The sequence below is a fragment of the Candidatus Parakkermansia intestinigallinarum genome (genome assembly GCF_944389695.1).
In the GTDB taxonomy this organism is placed as follows: Bacteria; Verrucomicrobiota; Verrucomicrobiia; order Verrucomicrobiales; family Akkermansiaceae; genus Akkermansia; species Akkermansia intestinigallinarum.
Genome location: NZ_CALXNG010000001.1, coordinates 78,801 through 104,064, shown reverse-complemented (window position 1 = coordinate 104,064; position 25,264 = coordinate 78,801). Strand labels below are relative to the sequence as shown.

Genomic DNA, 25,264 nt, shown 5'->3' with positions numbered 1-25,264 from the left:
GCGCAGCGCTCCGCAGCTCTCGTCGGATCCGAGCCCCGTGCTCCCCTCGCCGTCGCTGAAAAGCGGGCGCGGGTCGGGGCGACTTTCGCCGCAGCAGCCCCTCGCCCGGAGACAAGCTCACGCGGCACCCCCGGCAGCGGCTCCTGCGCCCGCCTGCCCGCGCTGCGGCAACAGCTCCAAGCGCCGATGGCGGCGGCGCACCTGCAGCCCTCCCGGCAAATCGAGACAGTGCGCCTTCGCCTGCGGATCCAGCAAAGCCTCGACCGCCCTCACCATCTTTTCGGAAAGCTGCGGCACCGCCCCACGCTTCAGAAAACGATGCAGCACCGCCCGGCGAAAAGACGGCGAACGCCCCTCGAGAAAAGGCAGATACAGACGCCCCTGCGGATCGAGCAGAGGCAGAGCTTCCAGCGCCTCCTCCAGCGCCTCGGCGCACTCACTCTGAAGCCGCGCGCTGCGGCAAATCACCGGAATGACATCGCGGCCGAGCGCCTCGCAGAGCGCGGGCAACACCTCGTGGCGCAGGCGGTTGCGAGCCGCATCGAGCTCGCCGTTCGTCGCATCCTCGCGCCACTCCAGCCCCCGCTCGCACAACCAATCCGTAATCTCGCGGCGGCGGCAGTGCAGCAACGGGCGCAGCCAGGTCAGATTTTCAGCGCGGCTGACTGCCAGCATCCCGCGCCAACCCGCCGCCCCGCGGGCGAGGCGAAAGAGAGCCGTCTCCGCCTGATCATCCGCGTGATGCGCCAGAGCAATCGCCGTGCAACCCGCGCGCCGGGCCGCGGAAACCAAGGCCGCGCGGCGCAGGCGGCGAGCCGCCGTCTCCGGAGACTCCCTGCTCGCGCGCACCTCCGCCGGCACATCGACCCGCAGCCGCTGCAAGCGCAGCCCCAAGCGCGCACAAAGCTGCGCGCAAAACTCCTCATCGGCATCGGCGGCCGCCCCGCGAATACCGTGGTGCACGTGGCAAGCCTGTACCGCGACCCCCTGCTCGAGCAGAAGATGCAGCAGCGCGACCGAATCGCGCCCGCCGCTCAGCCCCAGCATCACCGAAGAGCCGCGCAGGGCGGGCAAGCACTCAGGAGCAAGCGAGAGGCCCATCAGTCGTCCTCGCGGCTCGCGCGCGACTTCTTTTTGCCCTTCTTGTCCTTTTTATCCTTCTTGCCCTTCTCCTTAGCCGCCTTGCCGGGGGCAGCGGCATCGGGCATCAACGGCGCTATCTGCTTGTACACATCCTCGTCGCTCATGTCATCGAGCACCTCGACGGGGCGCACCACCAAATCGGCGTAAAGCACCAGAATCGTATTCTTGTGGCGAGTCACCGCGGGCATCACCATGCTCTTGAAGGACGCGAAGTCCGTCACGCTGCTGCCCTTCACCGGCTCACCGTCCGAGAGCCACGGCGTGCGCGACAAATCCCTCTCCGACAAAGCCGCCGTGCGAATCGGCCCATTCTCCTCATCAGGCGTCCAGGACACATACGAAATCGTCTCCGCCGAAGCCTCAAAAAGCCCCTCGGGCTTCGCGGCGCGATCATCACCCGGGCAGCGGAAGATACCGTCAACCTTCACCGGATCCCCGTCGGCCGTGGGCATGACGCAGGTATCGCTCTTGCGGGCGATGGACACCCACCAACCCTCGGACTCGTCAAAATTCTCCGTTGCCTCATTGTCCGGCATGCCGCCGGTGGGCAGCATGCGGCCTCGGTTAATCGCCTTGTCATCCTTGTACAGCTGGGCGAGAGCGCCGATCTGGCCGAGGTTCTCGCGGCATCGGGCCACGTCCTTCGACTCGGACGAGCTCATAATCGTCACGGCAGCGATGGTGCCCAACACCACAATGATGGAGATCACCACAATCAATTCAATCAGCGTAAAGCCGGTGCGTCGGCGCGTCAGGGAAAGCTTCATACGATCATTACTCTATCACAAACCCGCCCTCGTTCAAGCAAAAAGCAGCGCGCAGCCATCGCCAAATGCGAAAAATCCGCCGCCGACGGCTCCGACATCCCGCAACCCGCCCCGCGGCAGCGCGAATGCGCCGCCTCTTTTCGCCACAGCCCTCCAGGGCAGACGCATTTGGATTACGTCACGACCATAACGACATCCAGAAAAGACTGAACAGGGCCAAATTGCTCGATTTCACCCAACTTCACCCTCGTGCAAAGGAGAATGCGCGTTGTTATTACAAGAAACAACTTAAAATCCGACGTGAAATTCTCTAATGCGTCTGCCCTGCACAGCCCTCGGCGGACCTTGATTCCGAGCGAGTTTTCTGCTATAAGAGGGGGAGACAGGCGACCCCGCCGCGCGAAAGCGCCGTGCGCTCCCCGCAGCCCCGCTTCGGGCAGACATCGCGCCACCGACTCCGCCGAACCCCACCCGTCTCATCTCCACCGCGTCTCACACCACCGCACAGCCCACCGCGACACACACCACCGCACAGACCATCGCGTCGCACCCCACCGCAGCACAGCCCATCATCACACCGCAGACCGCACCTGTGAACACCGTACGCCTCATCTTCAGCCCCACGGGCGGCACCCGCCGCGCGGCCGACGCCCTCAGCGCCGATTGGATTTCACCGAACAGCTCCCGACGCGATTGCGAGCTGAGCGACCCCGGCACCGACCTCTCCTCGCTGCCGCTCAGCAAGAGCGATCTCGTCCTCATCGCCCTGCCGTCGTACGGCGGGCGCGTCCCCGCGCTCGCAGCCGAGCGCCTCGCGGCACTGCGGGGCAACGGCGCCGCCTGCGTCCTGCTCTGCACCTACGGCAACCGCGCCTACGAAGACACCCTCATCGAGCTCGCCGACCTCGCCGAGCGAAGCGGCCTGAGCGTCCTCGCCGCCGTCACCGCCGTCACGGAGCACTCCATCGCGCGCTGCTACGCAACAGGGCGCCCCGATGAGCAGGATAGGCAAGAGCTCCGCGCCTTCGGGCAGCGCATCGCCGAAACTCTTTCGGCGCGACCGACGACCACCCCGGCCCTGCCCGGGAATCGCCCCTACAAAGCCCTGAGCACCCGCAAGCTCATCCCCGTGCCCGACGAGAGCTGCAACCACTGCGGCCTGTGCGCGGCGAGCTGCCCCGTGCAGGCCATCGACCCGGAGACGCTGCACACGGACGACGCGAGCTGCATCGGCTGCATGCGCTGCGTCTCCGTCTGCCCGCAGCAGGCGCGGCGCCCGGATCCGGCAACGCTGGCTCTGCTCACCGAAGCCCTGCGGCCGCTTTGCTCAGACCGCAAAGCCAACGAACTCTTCATCTGAACACCCGCACCGCTCCCGCCGCGCACCGACCTCCCCGCCTCAGCCGTCAGGCACGGCGCAAACTCGGCGCATGAAAGAGAGCGACGCGGGCTCATTCACCGATCTCTCCCCAAAAGTCTCGAACCGCTTGACGCGTGCCGTACTGCGGATTCAAATAACGCGAACTGAGCAGCGAAAGATCGCGGTGCCCCATCTCCATCTGCAACGCCGGCAAGTTCTGAAAATAAGCCGCATGATTGCTCGCAAAGGTATGGCGCAGCACATCGGCGCGCCACTCCCTCAAGCCCGCTGAGCGACGCAGAGCCCGCCAGCGGCGCTCCCAATCGCGCGGAATCGTCAACGCCCCCGCCCCGCACCTCAGCGCTCGCGCCCCGCGCAGCGGCACCAAGCGCCCGCCGCCCGTCTTGCTGCGCCCGGGCCGGATGATCACCCGCCTCTCACGCCAGTCGATATCAGACTCAGGATTGATGCGCTGCACCTCGGCAGGGCGAATCCCGCAGTAGAGCATCAAATGCAGCGAAAGCCGCATCACCTCATGCTCCGGGCGGTGCGCCGCCCGGTGCAAACGCCGCACCTCATCGGCGCTCAGCGGGCGGATCTCGCGCTCCTTGACCCGCGGCATTTCAATGCGATCCACCGGATTCGCATCACACCATTCGCGCCGAAACCCGTAGGCAAACACACTGTGCAGAATGGCGCGTCCCTTGCGGTAAGCGTGCAAACTGCCGCCGAAAGCTTTTTGAAGCAAGGCCCGGCATTCCTCTGCGCTCATGGCGCGAAGCGGGCGAGCAGCCACACCCGCCACCCTCAGCATCCGGCGCACGAAAGTACGCAAATCGCGCAGCGTCACCGCCCGCCTATCGCGCCGCGCCTCCACACTCGCCCATGCAGCCTCCTCAAAACTCACGGTTTTCTCAGCGAGGCGCACCGTCTCAACCCCGGCGCGAATCACGCGCCGCACGAGGGAAAGGAAGGCCTCGCCCTCGGTCGACTCCCTTCCCGACGGCCAGATTCCGGCGGCGACCAATTCCTCTTTAATCTCCAGCATCATCCTCGCCGCCGTCTTAGCCGTCACCGGGACGTCTCTGAGCAGCGCCTTCATCACCATCATCGTTTCGTTCTCTCTCATGGGATCAGCTTTCTGTATGCTTCTGTCAATACCCAATCTATCTATTTTTGAATTAAAAGCCTAATTTTTTCATCTTACGGCCTTGTCTTTTGTCGGATGGCGGGATCGGAGTCACGCCTTCCCCCCGCCGGAAGATCCTTTTACATTACACTTATAATCAACGCTGTAAGCTGATTAAGCATACAGAATGCTGTATACTGTGCGGCGAAGACAGCTTATCGGAACGCACAAGCCACCCCGAACCGACACTCTTATCACCTACCAAGAAAGCGCAATAAACATATTCAGGCCAAGCCATGAATGCCGACACCCCTCTCCGCCCCTTCGAATCGTGCCACGACCACCCCAAACGCCGCACCTGCATGCTCATGGTGACGCACGGGTGCAACCTCAACTGCACCTACTGCTATGAGAAATTCAAGAACGGCGCAAAGCAGATGCCCGTCTCGCTCGCCAAGGAAATCATCACCAAGGAAATCGAAATCGTCAAGGCTGACGAACGCTTCGAAGAATTGGAGGTCGACTTCATGGGCGGCGAGCCCCTCCTGCGCTTTGATCTCATCAAAGAAATCACGGAATGGATGGAGCAAAGCTGCGACATTCCCTTTATTTGCTTTGCCACCACCAACGGTACTCTGCTCAACGACGAGATGAAGGAATGGTTCCGAGAGCACAAGCGCTCTGCCTGTCTTGGCGCCAGTTACGACGGTGCCGGAGGCAACGCTCAAGGCGTCAACCGCGGAGAAACAGCCGCTGAGGTCGATCTTGATTTCTTCCGTGAGACTTGGCCCTTCCAAGGCCTCAAGATGACGATCTCCAAAGACAGCCTTCCCTATGTGTTCGACTCTTTGGTGGCTGCTGCCCGGCAAGGCGACCATATCGAATCCAGCATGGCACAGGGAGTAGACTGGAATGTGGACGACGCTATCCTTTTTTACGAACAACTTCAGAAACTCTCAGCCTTTTATCTGGAACACCCTGAATATCCCCCTTCCAACCTGCTGACTCGTCCGCTCTCGAGCATCGGCGACAGGACGGAGCACCAAGTCAAGTTCTGCGGCAGCGGTACCTATATGGCCACCTACGATGTTGATGGGACTCTGTACGGCTGCCATATGTTCACGCCTCTCGTGCTGGGCAATCGCGCCCTGAAACACGCCGACTTCACCGGCTGGAATAATGACCAAGCCGTAACCGATCCGGCATGCCGCGGATGCGGCATGATGAACTGGTGCTCCACCTGCATCGGCTTCAATTTGAAAGATCGCGGAGCCGTCCACCTCCGCGATCATCGCTGGTGCGCCATCAACGCAGCCCAAGCCATGGCCGCATGTCAATTTCAAATCGAGTATTTCTCGCGCCTCACGCGGGAGAAGGAAATACATGAGCGCGAAGCCGCCACACTCAAGGGAGCTCTGGATGCGTACGAATACCTCTCAACGATCAAACTCTCCGCCCCATTCCCCCAATAAATCCCCTAGCTGCCCTCAGCCTTCGCTTCTAGGCGAAGCCGATCCCCTTTCCTTGCTCATTTCCGTGCAAGGCAAGAAGCAACAAACCAACACAACATCCATCATGAAAATCGATACGAGCACAATCGAAAAACTGCGCGAGACGATCTCTCGCTACGAGTTCAACAACGGAGCTATCTCGGAAACCAGCACTCCGAGCACGAACTGCCGTACAGGCTGCGTTATGGCGTGCGTCGGCAGCTGCGACAACACCTGCGCCGGTGGTTGCAGAAATAGCTGCAGTGGCCATAATTACGCATAAAGGCGGTATATCGAACACGCCCTGATGAATCAGGGCGTGTTCTTTGCACTCGATGTCCGCCCCTTCTGAACCTCTGTTCGTGTGCGAGCAGAATCCCGAAGCACCAACGCCCTCATAACATTTCAAACACATTGTTCTGATGACCTCTCTTATCGACAGAATGTGTCTGCTCTTTGTGACGCATCAATGCAATCTCAACTGCGTTTACTGCTACGAAAAGTTTAAAAGCCCGAAACGCATGACTTTGGAAACGGCCAAGCGAGTCTTGGCAGATGAATTAAGGGTATTTGAAGAGAGAGCCACGGGCGGAACGTTGACCATCGACTTTATGGGGGGCGAACCTCTGTTAAACTTCGACGTGATACGGGAGACCTGCCGGTGGCTGTGGGAGTCGTATCCGAATGCGCCCTATCGTCCGGAGATGCGAACCAATGGCACCGCCCTCACGCCCGAGTCCATGAAGTGGCTGGAAGAAAACCGAAGCCGCATCCGTGTCGGACTGAGCCTCGACGGGGTTGCGGAGCTGCAAGACATGAACCGCTCCGGCAGCAGCAGCAAAATCCCCGTGGAATTCTTTCTCCGCAACTGGCCGGACATCCCCCTCAAAACGACCATCTCGCCGCAGAGTCTGTCTCTGCTGGCCTCGTCTGCCATCAATTTTCACGAGCGCGGCATTCCCTTTAGTCTGACACTGGCGCAGGGTGTCGATTGGGGGGACGAGGCTCCTCAGCTGCTCAAGGAACAACTCCTCACCTTGGCTGATTACTACACGGAGCACCCGGAGCTTAAACCGGAACCCTCCCTTTTTGTCGACGATTTTCGAGGGCTCAGCCGGTCTGATCCCCCCTCTTTTCCCATGTGCGGCACACGCGAAGAAATCGTGGCCTACAACGCCGATGGAGAACGATCCATCTGCCACCTCTTCACCGAACCAACGATCGGAATCGAATTAGCCAAGCTCTACAGAGACAAAACAAATACTCCTACCATATTGCCGGAAGATCCCGACTGTGCTCCCTGCCCCGCGCGCCCCATTTGCAAGAGGTGCCCGGGCTTCAACCTCGTAGCCACCGGGAGTCTGCATCTTCAGGACAAACGGGTATGTCGGATGATGCGGACGCTTGTTCATGTGAACTGCATTATCTGGTTGAAAAAGAATGAGCAGCGCGCACTTCGGGGAGAGTTGGACGAAGAAGAGATGCAGCTGTTGCGCTGGGCACTTGATCACCTCGAACCAACAGACCCGTCACTGACCTAGTTTCCCCGGCATCCGCCTTCTCGCCAAACCTTCTCTCCATGCGGCAGCTTCTTGCACTCTATCGGCGCTACGGCCGCCATTCTTGGCCGCTGTTCATGCTGCTGCTGTTGGCACAACTGGCGGCCACGAGCTCACCCCTTGTCTTCGGCAAGCTCATCACGCTGCTCGGCACCCCGGCAACATCTACAATGCGGATTTGGGGAATCGTCGGCCTGTTGTGCCTCTTGGATGCCCTGCACATCGCCTGCCAATACGGCTTTAATCGAGCCATGATCCTCCGGACGGCGGCCATGGCCCGTCGGATGAAGGACGAGGCGCTGCGCCGCTTTCTGAACCTCGACTGCGAGCAGCAGGAGGCCGGATCCGCCGGGGAGTGGGAACGGCGCATCAGCGCGGATACCGAAGTTGTCGCCCAAAGTGTTTGCTCCGCCCTCGGAGAAATCGCCGCTACGCTCATCGCCTTCTGCCTCGTCAGCTTGGTGCTGGTCTGCCAACAGCCTGTTTTTTTGGTCTTGATGACGGTGCTGGCCGTCTGCTTTCTGGGCGTGTACCAGGGCAACAAGCTCCGCCTGATCAACAGCGCCCGCCATGCGCGCACCACCACCTACGAGGAAGGCACCACCCTCATCGACCTCATTGCCCTCACCCCCGTCATTCAGCTCTTCCGAGCCGGTCGCAACCTGCGCAAGCGTTTTTCCCGCGTCACCCGACGAATGGAAGAGCATACCGGAGCCGCGGAACTGAGTGCGAACGCCTACACCTCGCAAATCCGCGCCATCATGGTGCTGGGCTCGGCGGCTTGCCTCATTCTCTCGGTGGCGCTGTTTCTGCTGGGGGTGCTGGAGGCCGGCGCCATCGTCGCCTACACGATGCTGGTGGGCCAAATCGCCGGGCAGATGGGGCAGCTTGTTTTCGTCGTTCCCACCCTGGCCCGAGGCAGTGAAAGTGCACACTCTCTCGAGCAGGCCTTTCGCCTCACCTCTTCGCCCGACGCAGATGAGGCGGAGGATGAGGGGGCGCCTCAAGCCCCGTCGGCCGACCATGCGTCTTCTCTGATTCAGCTGCAAGGGGTCAGTTTCTCCTACCGCAACGGCAGGCGCATCCTCGACGGGCTCGACTGGGACATCCGTCCCGGCGAATACCACTCCGTGCTCGGCAGCAACGGCGAGGGCAAGAGCACGCTCATCCGCCTCATCCTCGGCTCGCTGCAAAACAGCGGAGGCTCTCTTCAACGCCGTTTCTCCCGCCCGGGCTATGTTCCTCAGCAAACCGCCATCTTTCACGGCAGTCTGCGCGACAACATCACCCTCTGCAATGACGCTATTGCTGCGGACCGCCTCAGAGACATCCTCCGCCTCTGCCACTTGGAAAAACTCATCGCCCGGCCGGGCGGGATCGACGCTCCCATCTCCCGCGAGCAGCTCTCCGGCGGGGAGATTCAGCGCATCGGCATTGCCCGCGCTCTGGCCATCGACCCGGATCTCATCGTGGTGGATGAGATCACCAACAACCTCGACATCGTGAACAAAGCGGTCATTTTCAACACCCTGCGTCAACTGAAAGGCGATCGCACCATTATCTCCGTCTCGCACGACACGGATGCCCTCGCCGATTCCGACTTCTGCTGGCTCTTGCATCAGGGCCGCCTGCACCTCATCCCCGGCAACTCCATCGAACAAAGACGTTCCCATGCCTTCCGCATCATCGAATCTCAACACCATGCCGAACTCTCGAAGTGACCTCGTCATTCTGGGCGCTATTGACGACAGCCTCGTCCGACACCTCACGGAGGAACTCCGGGACGACCGCTACCAGCGGCACATTCCCCTGCGCCTCTTCATCAGCTCGCCCGGGGGCAGCATGCCTCTGGCCCTAGCCGTAGCGCGCCTCTTGCTGAGCCTCTTTGAGCATATCGAGACCTACAACCTCGCGACTGTCGATTCTGCCGCCGTCTGCCTCTACCTCACGGGCAGCAAGCGGCACAGCTTCGCCGGCTCGCGCTTCTTCCTGCACCCCGCCTCCATCTCCCTCACCCAACCCGTCACCGAGGAGCAGCTTCGAGAAAATATCCGCCTCATCCGCTCCGACACCGAATCCATGATTCGCTTCTACCGCGAGCGAACGAACCTTGACGAAGCCACTCTTCGCCACTGGTTCACCACCCCCACCGTTTTCACCGGCGACGAAGCCGTCGCTCAGGGTATCGCCACCGATCTCTGCACCCGAATTGATGACTTCTCACCTCACTACCTGAGCTCAGACCTCCCCCTCCCTCTCGGCGACATGGCTCCCGCAGTGCCCGGAGCGCGCCCGGAGCTTCCCTCCTCCCTGCCCCTGCGCAACGGCACAGCTCAACCTCCCCGTGACGAACCGAGCGGGGACTGCTCGGTCATCGCTCCCTGACGCCGCGCTCCGAACTGCGTAAAGCGCGGCAAAACAACGATGAGTCGCGCTGCCTCCCCAGCTCACAGACAGCCCTCAACTCGTGCGCTTCTCCATCGCACGGCCGGGTTTTCCATCACGCGGTTCGCTTGCCGCAGAGCCTCGCCACGCAGCTTTCGTCGCGCGGCTTTTCCGCAACGCGCGACCTCTCGTCACGCGGCCCCGTCGCGGGGGCTTTGCTCGTCGGAGGGGGCGGGGGATGCGGGTTCTGCGGGCGGCTCCTGCGGCACGTCGCGCGGGCAGGCGTCCGCTGCGGCGGCCGGGGGCACTTGATTGCCCGCCGCGGGTGCGGCGGCTCCGGTGCGGGCGCGGGGCGTCGGGTGGCAGGGGATGAAGGCGCGCAAGCTTCGCATGACGGCGGCCGACAGGCCGCTGAATCCCGGCCGGGCATGGGAGGGATCCGTCTCAAAAATCGGCATGTAGGAGGGCAGCTCCCAATTGAGGTAGACCGCAGCCATGCGCGTCACAAACACCAGCACCGTGCCCGCAATAAAGGCCGCCGGGTAGCTCGCCCCCATCGCCTGCATCGCGATAAAGGCCACCGCCCCGACAAAGGCCGCTGCGGCGTAGAGCTCGCCCGGGCGGAAGATGTAGGGGACGTTGCCCGTCGCCAAGTCGCGCAGGGCACCGCCGGCGACGCCCGTGCACACGCCCATGCAGACCGATACGATCCACGGGCAACCCAGGTTGTTCGCCTTCGCCACGCCGATGAGCGTGAAGAAGGCCATGGCAAAGGCATCCGCCACGCGAATGGTGCCCACGGGCGGCCGCGCGAAGCGGGTGATGTAGAAGATCGCCAGCGAGGTGCCCATCGCGTAATAGAGGTATTTCACCTCGGCTTCGGTCACCCAGTAGACCGTGATGGGCGTGCCGTCATCGCGAATCAGTCCCGTGAGCAGGATGTCGCGCAGGGTACCGCCGCCGAGCGCGGCGAGCGTGCCGCAGGTCACGATGCCGACGATGTCCATGCGCACGCGGCAGGAGGCCGTGGCGCCGCCGATGGCCGCCGCCACCGTTCCGAAGATGGCGCAAAATTGAAAAATCCAGTGTTGCTCGAAGGCGGAAGCGTCCGCCAGCGTCGGAATCAGATTCATCATGCCGTATTGCAGAGGGAGAGAGATGAAAGACGAGCGATGATGCGAACTGTCGTTGTGTTCCGATCGGAGCGCGACACTCAGCGCGTGAGGCGGCTCAACAGCCAAAGCACCAGCAGCACCAACAGCACCGGCCACATGAACGCCGCCAGTGTCACCAGCACCGCGACGACGACGACGAGCACGGCCAGAATCTTGAGCACGCCGAGCAGGGTCATGTTGCGCAGCAGCAGCTTGAGGAGACTCGGGTTGCGCATCTCCTCCTCCTCTTCGCGCAGATCCACACCCCGCAGGGGGCGCCAGGTGCGGCTCGTTTCGCGCCGCACCCACGTGTCGTTATCGATCTCGCCCTCGGCGCGCAGGCGCAGGAGATCTTCCCCGCTCACGGGGCCGATTTCCTCTTCTCCGGAGTCGTAGAAGTAGCGGCGAGCCATGGTGATCGTTGAGCAATCAGGCGTGGACGGCTCGTCCGTCGGCCGCGAGCACCGCCTCGTGCAGCGCCTCGGCAAGTGTCGGGTGGGCGTAGATCATGGCGTTGAGGTCGGCGTCGGTCAGCTCGCTGCTCAGCGCGAGTTCGGGAGCGGCGATGAGCTCGGTGGCGCTCTCGCCGATGATATGGGCGCCGAGAAGTTCGCCGTTCTCCTTGCCGAAGAGCAGCTTGACGAAGCCCTCCGTCTCGCCGGCTGCCACGGCTTTGCCGATGGCTTGGAAGGGGAATTTGCCGACCTTGTACTCGACTCCCTGCTCCTTGAGCTCGCGCTCGCGCTTGCCCGCGCTCGCCACCTGCGGGTGGCAGTAGGTGCAGCTCGGCACAATCTGCGGCTTCTTCGGGCAGTGACCCGGCACGAACATCCCCTCGACCGCCTGCTCGGCCTCATAGCTGGCCGTATGCGCCAGCATGATACCGCCGATGCAGTCGCCGGCGGCGTAGACGCCCGGGATGTTCGTTTCGTAGCGCTCGTCGACCTTGATGAAACCGCGATCCGTCAGCTTGAGTCCCGTGGCTTCGGGCACGACGGGCACCACGCCGATGGCCACAAGGCAAACGTCGGCCGTCAGCTCCTGCGATCGGCCGTTCTTGTCCGTCAGGGTCGCCGTCACGCTCTCGCCGTTGTCCTTGAGGGCCTCTACCTTGGCACCGGCCATGCAGGTGATGCCCTGCTTCTTGAACGAACGCTCGATGGCCAGGCTCACGTCATCATCCTCGTTGGGCAGGATGCGGGGCAGCGCTTCGACGAGCGTCACCTTTGTGCCGAAGCAGTGATAGACGTAGGAGAGCTCGGTGCCGATGGCGCCCGAGCCGATGACAATCATGCTTCCGGGGCGCTCGGCACGCACCAGCGCGTCCTTGCTGCCGATGATGGTGCGGCCGTTGAAGGGGAAGGCGGGCACCTCGCGCGTGCGTGCGCCCGTCGCGATCAAAATCTTCTCGCCCTCCAGCAGCGTCACGGAGCCGTCGGCGGCCTTGACTTCGACCTTGCCGGGAGCTGCGATCCGCGCCTCGCCGGTGAGGCTTTCAATCTTGTTTTTCTTGAAGAGGAAGGCGATGCCGTTGCTGAGGCGCTCGCTGACTTGGCGGGAGCGCGCAATGACCTGCGTCCAATCGACGCCGAGCCCCTCGACGGTGATGCCGAACTCGGAGGCCCGCTTCGCCATCGTGTGATAAAGCTCGCCGTTGCGAAGCAGCGCCTTCGTGGGAATGCAGCCCCAGTTCAGACAGGTACCGCCCACGCGCTCGCGCTCGACACAAATGACACGCTTGCCCAGCTGCGCCGCCCGGATGGCGCCGACGTAGCCGGCAGGGCCACCGCCAATGACGATCAGATCATAACTCATGCCGCCATTGTATCGCATGCGGCCCGCAGTGGCAATCGCAAAGCGCGGCGTATGCCGCAAATTGATGGCCGCCGCTCGGTCGCCGAGCGCATTTTTGTTGCGCGAACGGTCGAATTTGCTTGTCCTGAGGCATCCTTATCGTTAGAATGGGGCAATGACATCCGAGCGCGATTTGCCCTGGCAGGCACAGGTGGTCAAATTATGCACCCGACTCGGGTTGCCGACCCCGCAGCGCCCCTTGTTTGCCGAAGAGGCGGGCGAGAACTCGCGCCTGCCTGCGGACGAGGAGCCGGCGGAGGGCAGCGACAGCGATGCCGCCTTTCGACGTCTGGTGCGCGCCCGCGAGCAACAGCTCGGTCAGGAGCGAGGCGGGCGCCGCAAAAATCTCGGCAGCTACTACACCCCGGACTGCCTCATCGCGCTGCTGCTCGATACGACGCTGGAGCCGCTGCTCGATGAATGCTGCGACGCGCCCGACCCCGAGCAGGCTCTGCTGGCTCTGCGCCTGCTCGACCCGGCCTGCGGCGCGGGTGACTTTCTGCTGGCGGCGGCGCGGCGCCTAGCTCTGCGCCTGCTCGAGATCCGGGGCGAAGCCGCATCGGCGGAAGGGAGCGATGCGGCGGCCGACGAACGGCACCTCCCGGCCGAACAGCGCAGCTTCTGGCGCCGCCCGGAATGCAACGCCCCGCGCGCCGCGCTGCGCGAAGTCGTCGCGCACTGCCTCTGCGGCATCGACGAAGACCCCGTCGCCATCGGCCTGACGCAGCTCAATCTCTACTTGGCCTCCGCCTCGCCGGGCATCGCGGCGGAGCTGCCTGCCGAGCACTTCATCTGCTGCAACGCTCTGCTGGGCTGGCGCTGCGTCGATGAGCTGCTGCTGCCCATCCGGCGCGACGCCTACACCGCCGCGCCCGGCGACAACCCGCTGGTGGCCCGCCGCCTGCGCCGCCGCAACGGCGAAGAGAGCCAAGCCATCCTCAGCGAAGCGGCCCGCCGCAGCGAAACCTTGCGCCTCCACCCCGAGCGCTGGGCGGACATGGCTGACCTCACCCTCGCCGCATGGCTGCTGCCCAAGCAAAGCGATATCGCCGTGCCCACGACCGGCAGCGTCGACGCCTGCCTGCGCGGCGCCATGCCCGCGGATGCGCCGGAGTTGCTCGCCGCGCGCGACATCTGCCGGCGCTTCCGCATCCGCCACCTCTTTGAGCTCTTCCCCGGCGTGCCCCACGACGAGAACGGCAGCCCGAAATTTGATTGCGTCATCGGCAACCCGCCTTGGAATAAGCTTGAAATCAACGAACGCGAGTGGTTCACGGGGCGCTGCGACAGCGTGGCCGGCACGCGCGGTGCGGCACGCAAGACGGCCATCCGGCGCCTGAGTGCGACGCAGCCCGAACTGGCGGAGGAGCTGGAACGCGAGCGGCGCAGCGTGGCGGTCACCTCCAACTACCTGCGCCACGTCTGCGCGCACCGCATGCCGGAAAGCAGCGGCATCAGCAACCTCTACGTCCCTTTTCTGCATCGCTATGCGCTCTGCTGTCGGCGCGGCGGGCGCCTCGGTATGATTGTGCCCACGGGGCTCATGAGCGACTGCGGCGCCCAAGCTCTCTTTCGCCGCCTGCACGGCGGCGACTACATCCGCCATTTTTACGACTTTGAGAATCGCCGCCGCCTCTTTCCCGACGTCGACCAACGGCAGCGCTTCGCCTGCATCAGCCTCGGCCGCGCGGGCAAGACGGCGCGCTACGCCTTCTTTCTCAAACATCCCGCCGAGCTCGAGCAACGGGAGCGCAGCCTCGAGCTCTCGCCGAAGCTCTTTGCTCTGCTCAACCCGGGCACGGGCGGCGGCGTGAGCTTCCGCTGCGCGACGGATGCCGCCATCGCGGGGCGCATCTGCTCCGCCCTGCCGCTGCTGGACGCCGACGGCGACGGGGGGCCTTGGCAGATCGAGCTGCGCCAAGGGCTCTACAACATGACCACGGACAGCCACCGCTTCTACCGCCGCGCCTGCGCCGGCACGGTGCCGCTCATCGAGGGCAAGATGTTTCACCTCTACGAGCCCCGCTTTGCCGGCGTCAACAGCCGCGGTCTCGCCGATGAATCGCGCCCCGCGCAGCTGGCCGACCCCGGCTTCCGCCCCGGCGTGCGCTACCACGTCGTACGCGCCGAGGCCATGGCGCGCCTGCCCGAGGCCGAGCGTCGGCGCGGCTGGCTCATTGCCTTTCGCATGGTCACCAGCCCGACCAACGAGCGCAGCTTCGTCTGCTCGCCCATGCCGCTGGGCGGCTACGGCAACTCCGTCGGCCTGCTCCTCTCGGCGCAGCCCGATGCCCGGCGGCTCGTCTGCCTGGCCGCCAACCTCTCCAGCCTCATCTTCGACTACCTCGTGCGCCTCAAACTCAGCGGGCTGAATCTCAACTTCCACATCGTGCGCCAGCTTCCCGTTCTGCCGCCCGAGGCCTACAGCGACGCCGACGTCGCCTACATCTGCGGGCGCATTCACCGCCTCCTGCACAACAGCCGCCTCATGGACGTCTGGGCGCGCTCCTGCGGCTTTGAGGGCGCTCCCCGTCCTTACGACGAAGACAGGCGCAGCCGCCTGCGTGCCGAGCTCGACGCTTGGTTCGCCCGCCGCTACGGCCTCAGCCGCGACGAGTTCGCCTACATCCTCGACCCCGCCCTCGCCCCGCAGCTGCCCGGCAACCGCCCGGGCACCGCCACCTTCGCCGTGCTGCGCAGCAAAGAAGAGCGCCTCTACGGCCGCTACCTGAGTGCCGAGCTCGCTCTCGCCGCTTGGGATGCCCTCGACGCGAGTCTCGGTCGCCCCGGCGGCACCCCCGAGCCCTGAGTTCCCGCCCGGCAGCCCTCTCGACGCCCCTCCCTGCACCCTCCGGGCACACGTCCGCGACCCGCGCGGCAGTTGCCGACACGGCCGGGCTGCGCGCCGCGCGGTGGCTCGGGCGACACTCAAAATGCGCTTTACAGAGCCGCGCAAAGGGTGTATGCTGAGGCGCGAGCACGCGTGCGCGTGCCCGAAGCCCCTTTGCTCAAACCGATATGATGACCGCAGCGCAGATCCGCCAGAGCTTCCTCGACTTCTTCGCCGAGAAGCAGCACAGCATCGTTCCTTCTGCCTCGTTGATGCCGCAGAGCCCCGGCCTGCTATTCACCAACGCCGGCATGAACCAATTTGTCCCCTACTTCCTCGGCGTGCTCACCCCGCCTTGGAGCCCCGCCCGAGCCACCGACACCCAGAAGTGCATCCGCGCCGGCGGCAAGCACAACGACCTCGAAGATGTCGGGCAGGACTCCTACCACCACACCTTCTTTGAGATGCTCGGCAACTGGTCCTTCGGCGACTACTTCAAGAAAGAGGCCATCAGCTGGGCTTGGGAGCTCACCGTCGAGCGCTGGGGCTTCCCCGTCGAGCGCCTCTACGCCACCGTCTACTGCCCCGACAAGAGCGCCGGCGACCCCGGCGAGTTCGACCAAGAGGCCTACGACACTTGGGCCTCGCTCTTCGCCGCGAAGGGGCTTGACCCGAAGGTGCACGTCGTCAACGGCAACGTGCACGACAACTTCTGGATGATGGGCGAGACGGGCCCCTGCGGCCCCTGCTCCGAACTGCACGTCGACCTCACCCCCGAGGGCGACACCCAAGGGCGCCTCGTGAACAAAGACAGCGACCAGTGCATCGAAATCTGGAACCTCGTCTTCATTCAGTACAACGCCGAGAGCGACGGCAGCTTCCGCAACCTGCCCGCGCGCCACGTCGACACCGGCATGGGCTTTGAGCGCGCCTGCGCCATGATGCAGTGCACCAACGGCTTCACCGACTTCAGCAAGCGCATCTCCAACTACAGCACCGACGTCTTCCGCCCCATCTTCCGCAAGATTGAAGACATCTCCGGCCGCCGCTACGCCGACATCTACCCGCAGGACGCCGATGAGAGCAACCGCGAGACGCTGCGCGAGAGCATCGCCTTCCGCGTCATCGCCGACCACATCCGCACCCTGAGCTTCAGCATCGCCGACGGCATTTTGCCCGGCAACAGCGGCCGCAACTACGTTCTGCGCCGCATCCTGCGCCGCGCCGTGCGCTACGGCCGCGCCCTCGGCCTCGTCAAACCCTTCCTCTCCGAGCTCGTCGACACCCTCGTCGGCGAAATGGGCGGCGTCTTCCCCGAGCTTCAAGCTCGCAGCGCGACCATTAAAGAGGTTCTTCAGCGCGAGGAAACCGGCTTCAACGAGACGCTCGACCGCGGCCTTGAGCTCTTCGACCGCGAAGTCAGCAGCGCGGGGCGCGTCACGGGCGACTTCGCCTTCAAGCTCTACGACACCTACGGCTTCCCGATCGACCTCACCGAGCTCATCGCCCGCGAGCGCGGTCTGAGCGTCGACAGCGCCCGCTTCGAAGAGCTCATGGAAGAGCAGCGCCGCCGCGCCAAGGCCGCGCAGAAGAAGCAGGTTGTGCGCGCGCTCGACCTGCGCACCGACAACGTCACCGCCTTCACCGGCTACGATGAAGACAGCACCGAGGCCACCGTCACCGAAGTGCACGAAGCCGACGGCGCCCTCTTCGTCATCACCGACAAGACGCCCTTCTACGCCGAGATGGGCGGCCAGGTCAGCGACAGCGGCACCCTGCAGCTCGGCGGCGACAGCGTCGCCGTCATCGGCGTGCGCCAGATCGGCGGCGCCCGCGCACATCTCATCTCGGCGGCCGACGGGCTGCGCCCCGCCGTCGGCGACCGCGTGCTGCTGAGCATCGACACCGCCGTGCGCCGCGCCATCGAGAACCACCACAGCGCCACGCACCTGCTGCACCGCGCCCTGCGCCGGCTCATCAGCGACGACATCGCCCAGCAGGGCTCCCTCGTCGACGTCGACCGCCTGCGCTTCGACGTCAACAGCGGCGCCATCAGCAAGAGCGACCTGCGCCGCGTCGAAGAGCTCGTCAACGACTGGATCGCCCAAGACCTCCCCATCGTCTGCCGCGAATACCCCATGAGCGAAATCCGGCAGCACAAAGAAGTCTGCCAGTTCTTCGGCGACAAGTACGGCGACATCGTGCGCCTCGTGCAGGTCGGCGGTGAGCCCGGCGCCTTCAACGGCGTCTCGATGGAGCTCTGCGGCGGCACGCACGCCGCATCGACCGCGCAGCTGGGCTTCTTCAAGATTCGCAGCGAGGGCGCCATCGCCAGCGGCGTGCGCCGCATCGAAGCCGCCGCCGGAGCGGCCGGCTACGCCGTCGTGCGCGAGATGCTCGAGGCTCGCAAGCCCGAGATGCAGGACGACCTGCAAAAGCTCGCCCGCGCCAACGCCGCGCTGGCCGCCGCCGGGCAGCCCGAGCAAGCCGTGCCCGCCTGCGGCAGCGACCTCGAAGACCGCCTGCTGGCCGCCCGCGACATCCGCGACATCAACCGCCTGCTCGACGAGTGGAACGCCTGCGCCGACGCCCTCAAGGAGGCCGCCGTCGAGGCCGAGAAACGCCTCAAGAAGGCTCAGGCGGCCGCTGCCGCCGGCCTTGCCGACGCCCTGCTCAGCGAGCAGCTTAGCGGCGGCAACATCGTGCTGAGCACCGAGGGCGGCACCGAGCTGCTCACCGAGCTCTTCAACGGCCTTCGCAAGCGCCACTACCCCGCCGCCGCCTTCCTCATCGCGCGAGACGGTGATGCCCTTATGCTCGGCGCCTACTGCGGCGAGCAGGCGCAGGCCGCCGGGCTCAAAGCCGGAGACCTCATCCGCAGCCTCGCCCCCATCGTCGGCGGCAAAGGCGGCGGCAAAGCCGACATGGCCCGCGGCTCCGGCCGCGACCTCGCCGCCAAACCCGCCCTCATCGAGGCCGCGCAACAGGCCCTCGCCTAAGCGCAGCACCTCCTGCGCGGCGAGCGCCCTCGCCCCATCAACCCAAGCCGGGCAGCTGTGGTCAGCACAGCGGCCCGGCTTGTCGCGTACCGCCCTCCCGCCGAGCCCCGCGCGTCCTCTCCCCCGCCCTTGACAGCGAGCGGCTCGTGTCGTACCATAGTGACAATCCCCCCACCATGAAACTCTCCGCCCTGCTCCTGCTCGCCGCCCTGCTGCCGCCGCTCGCCGCAGCTGATGCCCCCGCCTCTTCCGTCGCCCCCGCCCACGCCGAAGCCGGCGCCGAAGGCAGAGCGCAGGACGCGCAGAATGAATCGGTGCAGGAAACACAGAAAGCCCGGCCCACCGCCATCTTCTGCCCGTTCAACCGCGCCGATGAACTGCTCCCCGACACGCTCGAACTCACCCTGCGCGTCCCCCGCCCCCAAGGCCTGAGCCCCCTCACCTCCTTTCTGGACGACGAAGAACTGCGGCACCTGAAAGCCACGGATGCCGCCGGCCCCCTGCCGCTCCGGTCGGCCTTCGTATCCCCGGACGACCCTACCGGCGCAAGCACCCTCACACTCACCTTTGAGCGTCCCACCGTCGGCGACCTGCTGAAACTGGAGGGAACCCTTCAACTACCGATGTACGCGGGCAAACAAAAGAGCGCCCCCCTCAGCTGCGCGAGCTCCTTTCAACACGAGGGCATCACCTTCCGCATCAGCCGCGTCAACAACCGCCTCACCATCGAGCTGGACGAACGCGAAGCCGTCTTCGTCGATGACATACAACTCATCACCGCGCAAAAAAGCCTCGGCATCTTCGACGGAAGCTTCGGCTGCAGCTCCGACGGCACGCACAGCTACTCCTTCGATACAGAGACCCCGAACGACGCCTGCGACCTCGTCGTCACCACCTACACCGGTCTCTGCACCGTCCCCGCGCACATCAGCGCGCAGCTGCGCCTGCCCGCCCTGCTGAACAACACCGCCTCACCGAACAACAAACAAAGCGAGCCGAAGGCCGAGCCGACGAACGGCGACTCCGCCCCTGCAGCCGCCTTCCTGCCGCCGCAACAAGCCCGTCTCAGCTCCCTGAATGGCCCCCTGAACCGCCGCTCGGGCAGCACAAGCGGCACCTTCGTCCTGCGCTACACCGTCACCGTACCCCGAGGCATGCGCAACCTCACCCCTCTCGGCAACGAAGCTGCAAGAAAGCTCAAAATCGCCGACAGCATCGGCCCGATTGCCCCGGCCATGCTCCGGATATCGCAACGCGACGATTCGGACGAAATCAGCATGGAACTGTACCTCAAGCGCCTCCCCGTCGGCGAGCAACTCGCGATCACCGGCCTCATGGAGCTAGCCCTCAGCACAGGGGAGCAAATCTGCGAGCCGCAGAGCTGCCTGCGCTCCTTCCGCCTCAACGGCGTCACCTTTCGCATCAGCCACGAAAACGGCGGGCTCTGCGTCCGCATCAGCGGGCGAGACAACCGACGCCTTCAGAGCCTTCAGCTCGCGCCCCCGCAGCAAAGCCCCGTATCGCCGAGCAGCATCCGACACAGCGGCACCACCTGCTGCTACAACTTCAACGCAGCCCCCCCGTTTGACGACCACCGCCTGCTCATCACCATGTACACCGGCCTCTGCACCCTGCCCGTGCGCTTCGACACCCGACTGCGCCTGCCCGCCGCGCTGAACGACCCGAAGAGCGATGAGGACAACCAAGAGCCGATCCTGCCCCGCGAGTAAAACTTCCGGAATTCATCTGAATTTGAATCTCGACAAGCCCGGCATGATGTTGTAGTCTACAGAAAAAACCAACCCACCCGCCTGACAAGCATGAAAACCCGCGCCCTGTTTCCCCTTGCCGCCCTACTGATCCTGCCGCTGCCCGCGCACGGCAACACCGAATCCGCCCCCGCACCCGCCGCCCCGAGCCTTGCCGCCAAACCCGTCGAAGATCGGCCCGCCGCCGAGCTGCTGGATCTCATGCCGGCAGACGCCTCCGTGGTCTGCAGCCGGCGCACGACCGATTTCACTCTCGTCTTTGCCCTGCGGGGAGACCCGAGCGGCATCAGCCGCGATGTGCGGATCGCCGCACAGCTGATGTCGCCGAGAGTCGGCGAGGAAACGTTTCGTCAGCTCGCGCAGGCTTTCAGCAGCGAAGCCCGGAGCGAGCGGATGCCCGAGCTCTTCCTGAGTCTCGCCTACAGCAAAGACGAGAGCTTCGCCGTCAACAGGACGTGCCGCAGGGTCATCTCCACGCTCTCCCTCATCCCGGGCTCGCGCAACATCTCTCAGGGCGACTGGAACGGCTTGAGCGTCGATTTGGTAAGCGTTTTCAGCGAATTTGAGCCCCGATCCAACGAGCTCGCAGGGCAGCAGCTCGGCTCGCGCCGCATCGCGATTCTCTACCGCCTCGACGGGCAGCGGCTCGACATCCGCTGCGGCGAAGACGTCGACAAGCTCATGACCTGCGACCCGATCGACGCCTCCGACCCGGCGCATGCCGACCTCCTCCTCGAACCCTCGAGGGGCGAAGCTCCATCGGCAGTCGATGCAAGCGAAAACACCACCCTGTGGTGCAACAGCGAAGGCCTTAAAGCCCTGCGCAGCCTCGCCGAAATCACCCCGACCCTGCCCGGCCTCGCGACCGCGCTGAGCCTCATCGATGAGAAAAGCACCGTGAGCTTCTGCGCCGAGGAAAGCAGCTGCGGCTACCGCATCCGCGCCAAAGCCGCCCTCAAGGGCCTGCACTTCAGCCCCGGCACCTTCAGCGGCGCGGCGCAGGCCGATGCTGACGGCACTATCGCCTACGCCGCCTCCACGCCCGTGAGCATCACGAACCCGCTGCTACTCGCCGCCTGCGGCGAGCTGCCGAGCCTCCTAGAAAAGGGCGGCGCCGCCCTCATCAGCGAGCAAGACGGCCGGCTGAGCTTCAGCCTGCGCTTCGACGCGACAAGCCCCGCCGCCCGCGACGCTGCCCGACGGCTCTTCCTCAGCCCCGACGGCGCAGGCCTCCCCCTGAGCGAAGCGGCCGATGCCGCCCGCGTCGTCCTCAAGAGCCCGGAAGCCCCCGAGCTGGAGACGAGCGCAGAACCTGCCTGCGGCCTCAGCGTCCGCCTCCGCGCCGACCGTCTCGCGGCAGCCGTCGATCGGAATGAGTCGTCACTGCAAATCCTGCAGCCCCGGCTGATCATCGACTACCTCGCGCTGCGCGGCGCAAACGGCCTCTGCGAACTGAAGCTCAGCGAGCAAAACGGCCAAGCCGACATCAGCCTGAACGTCCGGAAAGAGGAAGCCGCCTCTGCCTCCGGCACTCCCGTGTGGGACGGCAGGCAGAGCGAACTGCCCCCGGTGAAGGCCAAGCCCGTGTTCATCAGCTGCCCGATGGAAGAGCGTGGAGCCTCAAGCTCGCCGAACAATCTCCGCTTGCAATTCGTCGTTGACCTCCCCCGGAATTGCGACGAAGCCTTCATCAGCGACGAGTATGCAGACGGCCGAGGGATAAAAATATCCGACGGCAACGGCATCAAACCCATCAAGCGTGTGTTCAGCGACACCCGGGATGAGAACTCTCGCACCGAAATCCTCGTGGAAAGCCCCTCCGTCCCCACCGGGCGGCAACTCAAGATCGAGGGTCGGCTGCCCCTGACTCTCTGCTTCGGCGAACAAAGCTTCGAGCCTCAGAGCTGCCTGAAATCCTTCCGCCTCGACGGCGTCACTTTCCGCGTCAGCTTCAAGGATGACGAGCTCGGCGTCCGGCTCAACAAGCGCGACGCCGTGCGCGTCAAAGACATTCGCCTTCTGGCCCCCGACGGGGAACAGTCCAGCAGGTGGACCATGAGCGACGAACACGGCCAAACTTACTACTTCTCGGCCACCCCGCCGCTCGACGACTACGCCCTTCGCGTCACCATGTATACCGCCATCTGCACCCTGCCCGTGGAGTTTGACACCAAGCTGCGCCTGCCCGTCCTGATCGAGGAGCCGAGCGACACCCCGACCCCGGCGCCGACCCAGGCCCCTGCCGCCTCGGGCGAAGCTGCGCCTGCTGCCGATACTGCCGACTGAGCCCAGACGGCACCCCACCTCCCAAACCCATCAACCAAACGCACCCGACCGCTATGAAAACCCGCGCCCTGCTTTCCCTCGCTGCCCTGCTGGCCCTGCCGCCGCAGAGCATCGCCGCCCCCGCCGATCCGGCCGCTCCCGTCACCTCAGCCACCCCCGCCGCTCCCGCCGATGCGCCCGCCGGAGACCCGGCGGCAGCGGATGCCGACACGGGCGACAAGTTTCTGCCCTTCAACGCCCTCGTGGGGCACATGCCCGCCGATGCCTCCGTCATCTGGGGCTTACAAATTGAAAATCGGCTCAGCTTCGCCTTTGCCCTGCGGGGCGACCTGAGCTTCATCACCCGCGACGTGCCGGCCTTCGTTCAACTAATGGCGGAGCGCGACTCCGCCCGAGCCGCGGGCGGCGCCCTGCCGGCATCGGATGCGCAGGCTCAGAGTCGGCAGATGCCCGAGCTCTACATGAGCGTTTCCTGCACCGATGAGGAGAGAGACAACAGCAGAGACGGCATCAGCTCCCTCGTCGCCGAGTTATCCCTCACCCCCGGTGCTCGCTTCATCTCACAGGGGGAATGGAACGGCGTGAACTTTGACCTCGTAGCCCTGTACCGCAACATCGCCCCCCCTCTCGCCGAAATCGCGAGTCGGCAGTTAGGCGAGCGTCGGCTTTCGCTGATCTACCGCGTCGGCGAACGAAGCATCGATCTTCGCTGCGGCGAAGACCTCGAAGCGCTCACCCGAGCGATCCCGAGCGACAACGCCCTGTCTCCCATGCAAGCCGAGCTCTCGGAGCTGGTGCAGCGCGCATCCGCGAATCGGCAAGCGGAGTCCGAAGTCATCGCTTTGGGATTCAGCCCCGAAGGTCTCGAAGCCCTGCGCCTCTTTGTCGCCAACATGGTGAGCGCCGCTCCGGAGGGCGAGCTCCTTCCGCCCGCCCTCGTCGCCGCGCTCGGCCTTCTGGATGAGAAAAGCCCCGCAAGCCTGTACATCGAGACCGACGACCAAGGCTACCGCGTCCGCGCCAAAGCCGCCCTCAACGGCCTGCACTTCAGCCCCGGCACCCTCAGCGGGGCAGAGCAGGCCGATGCTGCCGACACCCTGGCCTACGTCGCCACAAGCCCCGTGCGCCTCACGAACCCGCTGCTGACCGCCGCAGCCGGCCAACTGCCCACCCTCCTCGAAGAGGGCGCCTCGGCCCTCATCAGCGAGCATGAGGGGCAGCTGAGCCTCAGCCTGAGCCTCGGAGCCAAGACCCCCGAGGCTCTCGCGCAGCGCCTCGCCGCTCTCTGCCGTCTGCTTGGCGTCCCGGCTCCCGCCGACCCCGGCAGCCCCCTGAGCATCACCCCGGTGCCGCAGCTAAGCCTGAGCGCTGCGCCGAGCGCCGGGCGCCTCCTGCTGAAAAGCGCGGGAGCACCCGACCTCGCGGCGGGCCAAGAGCCCGTCTGCGGCCTGCGCTGCCGCCTCAACACCGACCGCCTCGCGGCAGTCGGCGAGCAAAGCACCTCGGCACTCGAGGCCCTGCTGCCGTCGCCGATCCTCGACTTCCTCGCGAACGAATGCGACTCCGGCCGCTACGAACTCAGCCTCAGTGAGCAGAACGGCCGCGCCGACATCAGCCTCAGCTTCGGCCACGAGCAAGGCGATGACGCCGCCGCCGTTGATCCGAGCAGCGACATACCGCTCACCGAGCTGCCCCCGGCGAAGGCCAAACTCATCTCCGTCACCGGCTCTCTCCTCAACTCGGACGGCTCCAAGTCGAGGGAAGAGCTGACGCTGAAATTTGAAATTGCGTCCCCGATGGAGGGCGGCAAAGTCATCGACAGAAGCATCTCGGAGCCGGAAATCGTCAAAAACGTCAAAACAACCGTGCTCGGCGGCACCGAAAAGTCGATACCCGTCGATTGGCTGCTCACGGGGGAGGACGAAAAGAGGGGCTCCGTTGTTCTGAATTTTTACTACGACGAGGTTCCGGCCGGCGCGATGCTGAAAACGGAGGGCTCGACCGTCGTGACGGTCGCTTTCGACAAACAAGTATGCGAGCCGGAGGACTTCACGAAATCCTTCAGCCTCAACGGCGTCAATTTCCGCGTCAGCCGCGGCAGGGATGAGCTGAACGTCACTGTCAGCGCCCGTGATGCCCTGCGCATTAAAGAGCTCACTCTGCTCTCCCCCAACGGAGAGATGTACCCCAGCAGCGGGTTCGCCACCAACGGCAAGGTCAATTATTTCTTCGCAGCGCAGCCTCCCTATGACGGCTATCGGCTCATCGTCGTCATGTACAACAAGCTGGGTCGGATGCCGGTTGCGTTTGACACTCAGGTGCTGCTGCCGGCTGCAATCGACGACGCGGAAGGCGATGCCGCCGCTCCCGCCTCTGAGGCGCCGTCCGGCAGCTCCGGCGCAGCAGTCGCTCCCTGAGGCCCCGCCGCCCGGCCGCCCTTGCGCGGGGCGGGTCGCCCGCGGTTCGCTCGGAGACATGAGTTGACAAGCGGCGCGAAATCACCGATAATAGCCGCCGACGGCACAGGCGCCGTCGGCGG

At 64.8% G+C, this 25,264-nt stretch carries 16 protein-coding genes; 10 read left to right on the top strand and 6 right to left on the bottom strand.

Annotated features, from left to right (window positions below; translation table 11 throughout):
* Positions 1-117 precede the first annotated feature (117 nt).
* Both tilS and AC6UAL_RS00365 read right to left on the bottom strand, forming a co-directional pair.
* Entirely contained in the window at positions 118-1,101 is a 984-nt protein-coding gene (gene tilS, locus AC6UAL_RS00370) for a tRNA lysidine(34) synthetase TilS (protein ID WP_500681363.1), read from the bottom strand.
* Entirely contained in the window at positions 1,101-1,910 is an 810-nt protein-coding gene (locus AC6UAL_RS00365) for a type II secretion system protein (RefSeq protein WP_500681362.1), read from the bottom strand. The genes tilS and AC6UAL_RS00365 overlap by 1 nt, the downstream gene beginning before the upstream one ends.
* Before the next feature lie 592 nt (positions 1,911-2,502).
* On the opposite strand from AC6UAL_RS00365, the gene AC6UAL_RS00360 reads away from it, so the two are divergent.
* On the top strand, positions 2,503-3,270 hold the full coding sequence (locus AC6UAL_RS00360; protein ID WP_500681361.1) for a 4Fe-4S binding protein: 768 nt from the start codon (positions 2,503-2,505) through the stop codon (positions 3,268-3,270).
* A gap of 91 nt (positions 3,271-3,361) precedes the next feature.
* Here the strand turns inward: AC6UAL_RS00360 and AC6UAL_RS00355 are convergent, their stop codons facing one another.
* Complete coding sequence (locus AC6UAL_RS00355) at positions 3,362-4,399, bottom strand: tyrosine-type recombinase/integrase (RefSeq protein WP_500681360.1); 1,038 nt, start codon at positions 4,397-4,399, stop codon at positions 3,362-3,364.
* A gap of 296 nt (positions 4,400-4,695) precedes the next feature.
* Between AC6UAL_RS00355 and AC6UAL_RS00350 the strand changes: the two genes are divergently transcribed.
* The 4 genes from AC6UAL_RS00350 to AC6UAL_RS00335 all read left to right on the top strand — a co-directional run bounded on the left by AC6UAL_RS00350 (position 4,696) and on the right by AC6UAL_RS00335 (position 9,833).
* Positions 4,696-5,871 carry a radical SAM protein gene (locus tag AC6UAL_RS00350; RefSeq protein ID WP_500681359.1) on the top strand — a complete coding sequence of 392 codons (1,176 nt, stop codon included), beginning with the start codon at positions 4,696-4,698 and terminating at the stop codon, positions 5,869-5,871.
* A 440-nt stretch (positions 5,872-6,311) separates the two neighbouring features.
* Positions 6,312-7,430 carry a radical SAM protein gene (locus AC6UAL_RS00345; protein ID WP_500681358.1) on the top strand — a complete coding sequence of 373 codons (1,119 nt, stop codon included), beginning with the start codon at positions 6,312-6,314 and terminating at the stop codon, positions 7,428-7,430.
* Between the two features lie 38 nt (positions 7,431-7,468).
* Positions 7,469-9,169 carry an ATP-binding cassette domain-containing protein gene (locus AC6UAL_RS00340; protein ID WP_500681357.1) on the top strand — a complete coding sequence of 567 codons (1,701 nt, stop codon included), beginning with the start codon at positions 7,469-7,471 and terminating at the stop codon, positions 9,167-9,169.
* Positions 9,150-9,833 (top strand): ATP-dependent Clp protease proteolytic subunit, encoded by a 684-nt coding sequence (locus AC6UAL_RS00335; RefSeq protein WP_500681356.1) that lies wholly within the window; start codon positions 9,150-9,152, stop codon positions 9,831-9,833. Before AC6UAL_RS00340 ends, AC6UAL_RS00335 begins: the two co-directional genes overlap by 20 nt.
* Before the next feature lie 191 nt (positions 9,834-10,024).
* Here the strand turns inward: AC6UAL_RS00335 and AC6UAL_RS00330 are convergent, their stop codons facing one another.
* The 3 genes from AC6UAL_RS00330 to lpdA form a co-directional block, all read right to left on the bottom strand.
* Positions 10,025-10,969 carry a trimeric intracellular cation channel family protein gene (locus tag AC6UAL_RS00330; protein WP_500681355.1) on the bottom strand — a complete coding sequence of 315 codons (945 nt, stop codon included), beginning with the start codon at positions 10,967-10,969 and terminating at the stop codon, positions 10,025-10,027.
* A gap of 77 nt (positions 10,970-11,046) precedes the next feature.
* Positions 11,047-11,400: a GYF domain-containing protein gene (locus AC6UAL_RS00325; protein WP_500681354.1), complete on the bottom strand. Its 354-nt coding sequence runs from the start codon at positions 11,398-11,400 to the stop codon at positions 11,047-11,049.
* A gap of 16 nt (positions 11,401-11,416) precedes the next feature.
* The gene (gene lpdA, locus AC6UAL_RS00320) at positions 11,417-12,802 is read right to left on the bottom strand and encodes a dihydrolipoyl dehydrogenase (protein ID WP_500681353.1); all 1,386 of its coding nucleotides are present in this window, start codon (positions 12,800-12,802) and stop codon (positions 11,417-11,419) included.
* A gap of 154 nt (positions 12,803-12,956) precedes the next feature.
* On the opposite strand from lpdA, the gene AC6UAL_RS00315 reads away from it, so the two are divergent.
* From AC6UAL_RS00315 to AC6UAL_RS00295, 5 genes are all read left to right on the top strand, one after another.
* Entirely contained in the window at positions 12,957-15,650 is a 2,694-nt protein-coding gene (locus tag AC6UAL_RS00315) for a hypothetical protein (RefSeq protein ID WP_500681352.1), read from the top strand.
* A gap of 209 nt (positions 15,651-15,859) precedes the next feature.
* Complete coding sequence (gene alaS / locus AC6UAL_RS00310) at positions 15,860-18,670, top strand: alanine--tRNA ligase (protein ID WP_500681351.1); 2,811 nt, start codon at positions 15,860-15,862, stop codon at positions 18,668-18,670.
* 176 nt (positions 18,671-18,846) lie between these two features.
* Positions 18,847-20,400: a hypothetical protein gene (locus tag AC6UAL_RS00305; RefSeq protein ID WP_500681350.1), complete on the top strand. Its 1,554-nt coding sequence runs from the start codon at positions 18,847-18,849 to the stop codon at positions 20,398-20,400.
* A gap of 90 nt (positions 20,401-20,490) precedes the next feature.
* Entirely contained in the window at positions 20,491-22,725 is a 2,235-nt protein-coding gene (locus tag AC6UAL_RS00300) for a hypothetical protein (protein ID WP_500681349.1), read from the top strand.
* A 53-nt stretch (positions 22,726-22,778) separates the two neighbouring features.
* Positions 22,779-25,142, top strand: coding sequence for a hypothetical protein (locus AC6UAL_RS00295; protein WP_500681348.1), 2,364 nt, complete (start codon positions 22,779-22,781; stop codon positions 25,140-25,142).
* The last annotated feature ends 122 nt before the right edge of the window (positions 25,143-25,264 follow it).

Bases quoted from the DNA above. Each gene is read 5' to 3' on its own strand.
- tilS (WP_500681363.1), bottom strand. From the start codon at position 1,101: ATGGGCCTCTCGCTTGCTCCTGAGTGCTTGCCCGCCCTGCGCGGCTCT.
- AC6UAL_RS00365 (WP_500681362.1), bottom strand. From the start codon at position 1,910: ATGAAGCTTTCCCTGACGCGCCGACGCACCGGCTTTACGCTGATTGAA.
- AC6UAL_RS00355 (WP_500681360.1), bottom strand. From the start codon at position 4,399: ATGAGAGAGAACGAAACGATGATGGTGATGAAGGCGCTGCTCAGAGAC.
- AC6UAL_RS00350 (WP_500681359.1), top strand. From the start codon at position 4,696: ATGAATGCCGACACCCCTCTCCGCCCCTTCGAATCGTGCCACGACCAC.
- AC6UAL_RS00345 (WP_500681358.1), top strand. From the start codon at position 6,312: ATGACCTCTCTTATCGACAGAATGTGTCTGCTCTTTGTGACGCATCAA.
- AC6UAL_RS00340 (WP_500681357.1), top strand. From the start codon at position 7,469: ATGCGGCAGCTTCTTGCACTCTATCGGCGCTACGGCCGCCATTCTTGG.
- AC6UAL_RS00335 (WP_500681356.1), top strand. From the start codon at position 9,150: ATGCCGAACTCTCGAAGTGACCTCGTCATTCTGGGCGCTATTGACGAC.
- AC6UAL_RS00330 (WP_500681355.1), bottom strand. From the start codon at position 10,969: ATGATGAATCTGATTCCGACGCTGGCGGACGCTTCCGCCTTCGAGCAA.
- AC6UAL_RS00325 (WP_500681354.1), bottom strand. From the start codon at position 11,400: ATGGCTCGCCGCTACTTCTACGACTCCGGAGAAGAGGAAATCGGCCCC.
- lpdA (WP_500681353.1), bottom strand. From the start codon at position 12,802: ATGAGTTATGATCTGATCGTCATTGGCGGTGGCCCTGCCGGCTACGTC.
- AC6UAL_RS00315 (WP_500681352.1), top strand. From the start codon at position 12,957: ATGACATCCGAGCGCGATTTGCCCTGGCAGGCACAGGTGGTCAAATTA.
- alaS (WP_500681351.1), top strand. From the start codon at position 15,860: ATGATGACCGCAGCGCAGATCCGCCAGAGCTTCCTCGACTTCTTCGCC.
- AC6UAL_RS00305 (WP_500681350.1), top strand. From the start codon at position 18,847: ATGAAACTCTCCGCCCTGCTCCTGCTCGCCGCCCTGCTGCCGCCGCTC.
- AC6UAL_RS00300 (WP_500681349.1), top strand. From the start codon at position 20,491: ATGAAAACCCGCGCCCTGTTTCCCCTTGCCGCCCTACTGATCCTGCCG.
- AC6UAL_RS00295 (WP_500681348.1), top strand. From the start codon at position 22,779: ATGAAAACCCGCGCCCTGCTTTCCCTCGCTGCCCTGCTGGCCCTGCCG.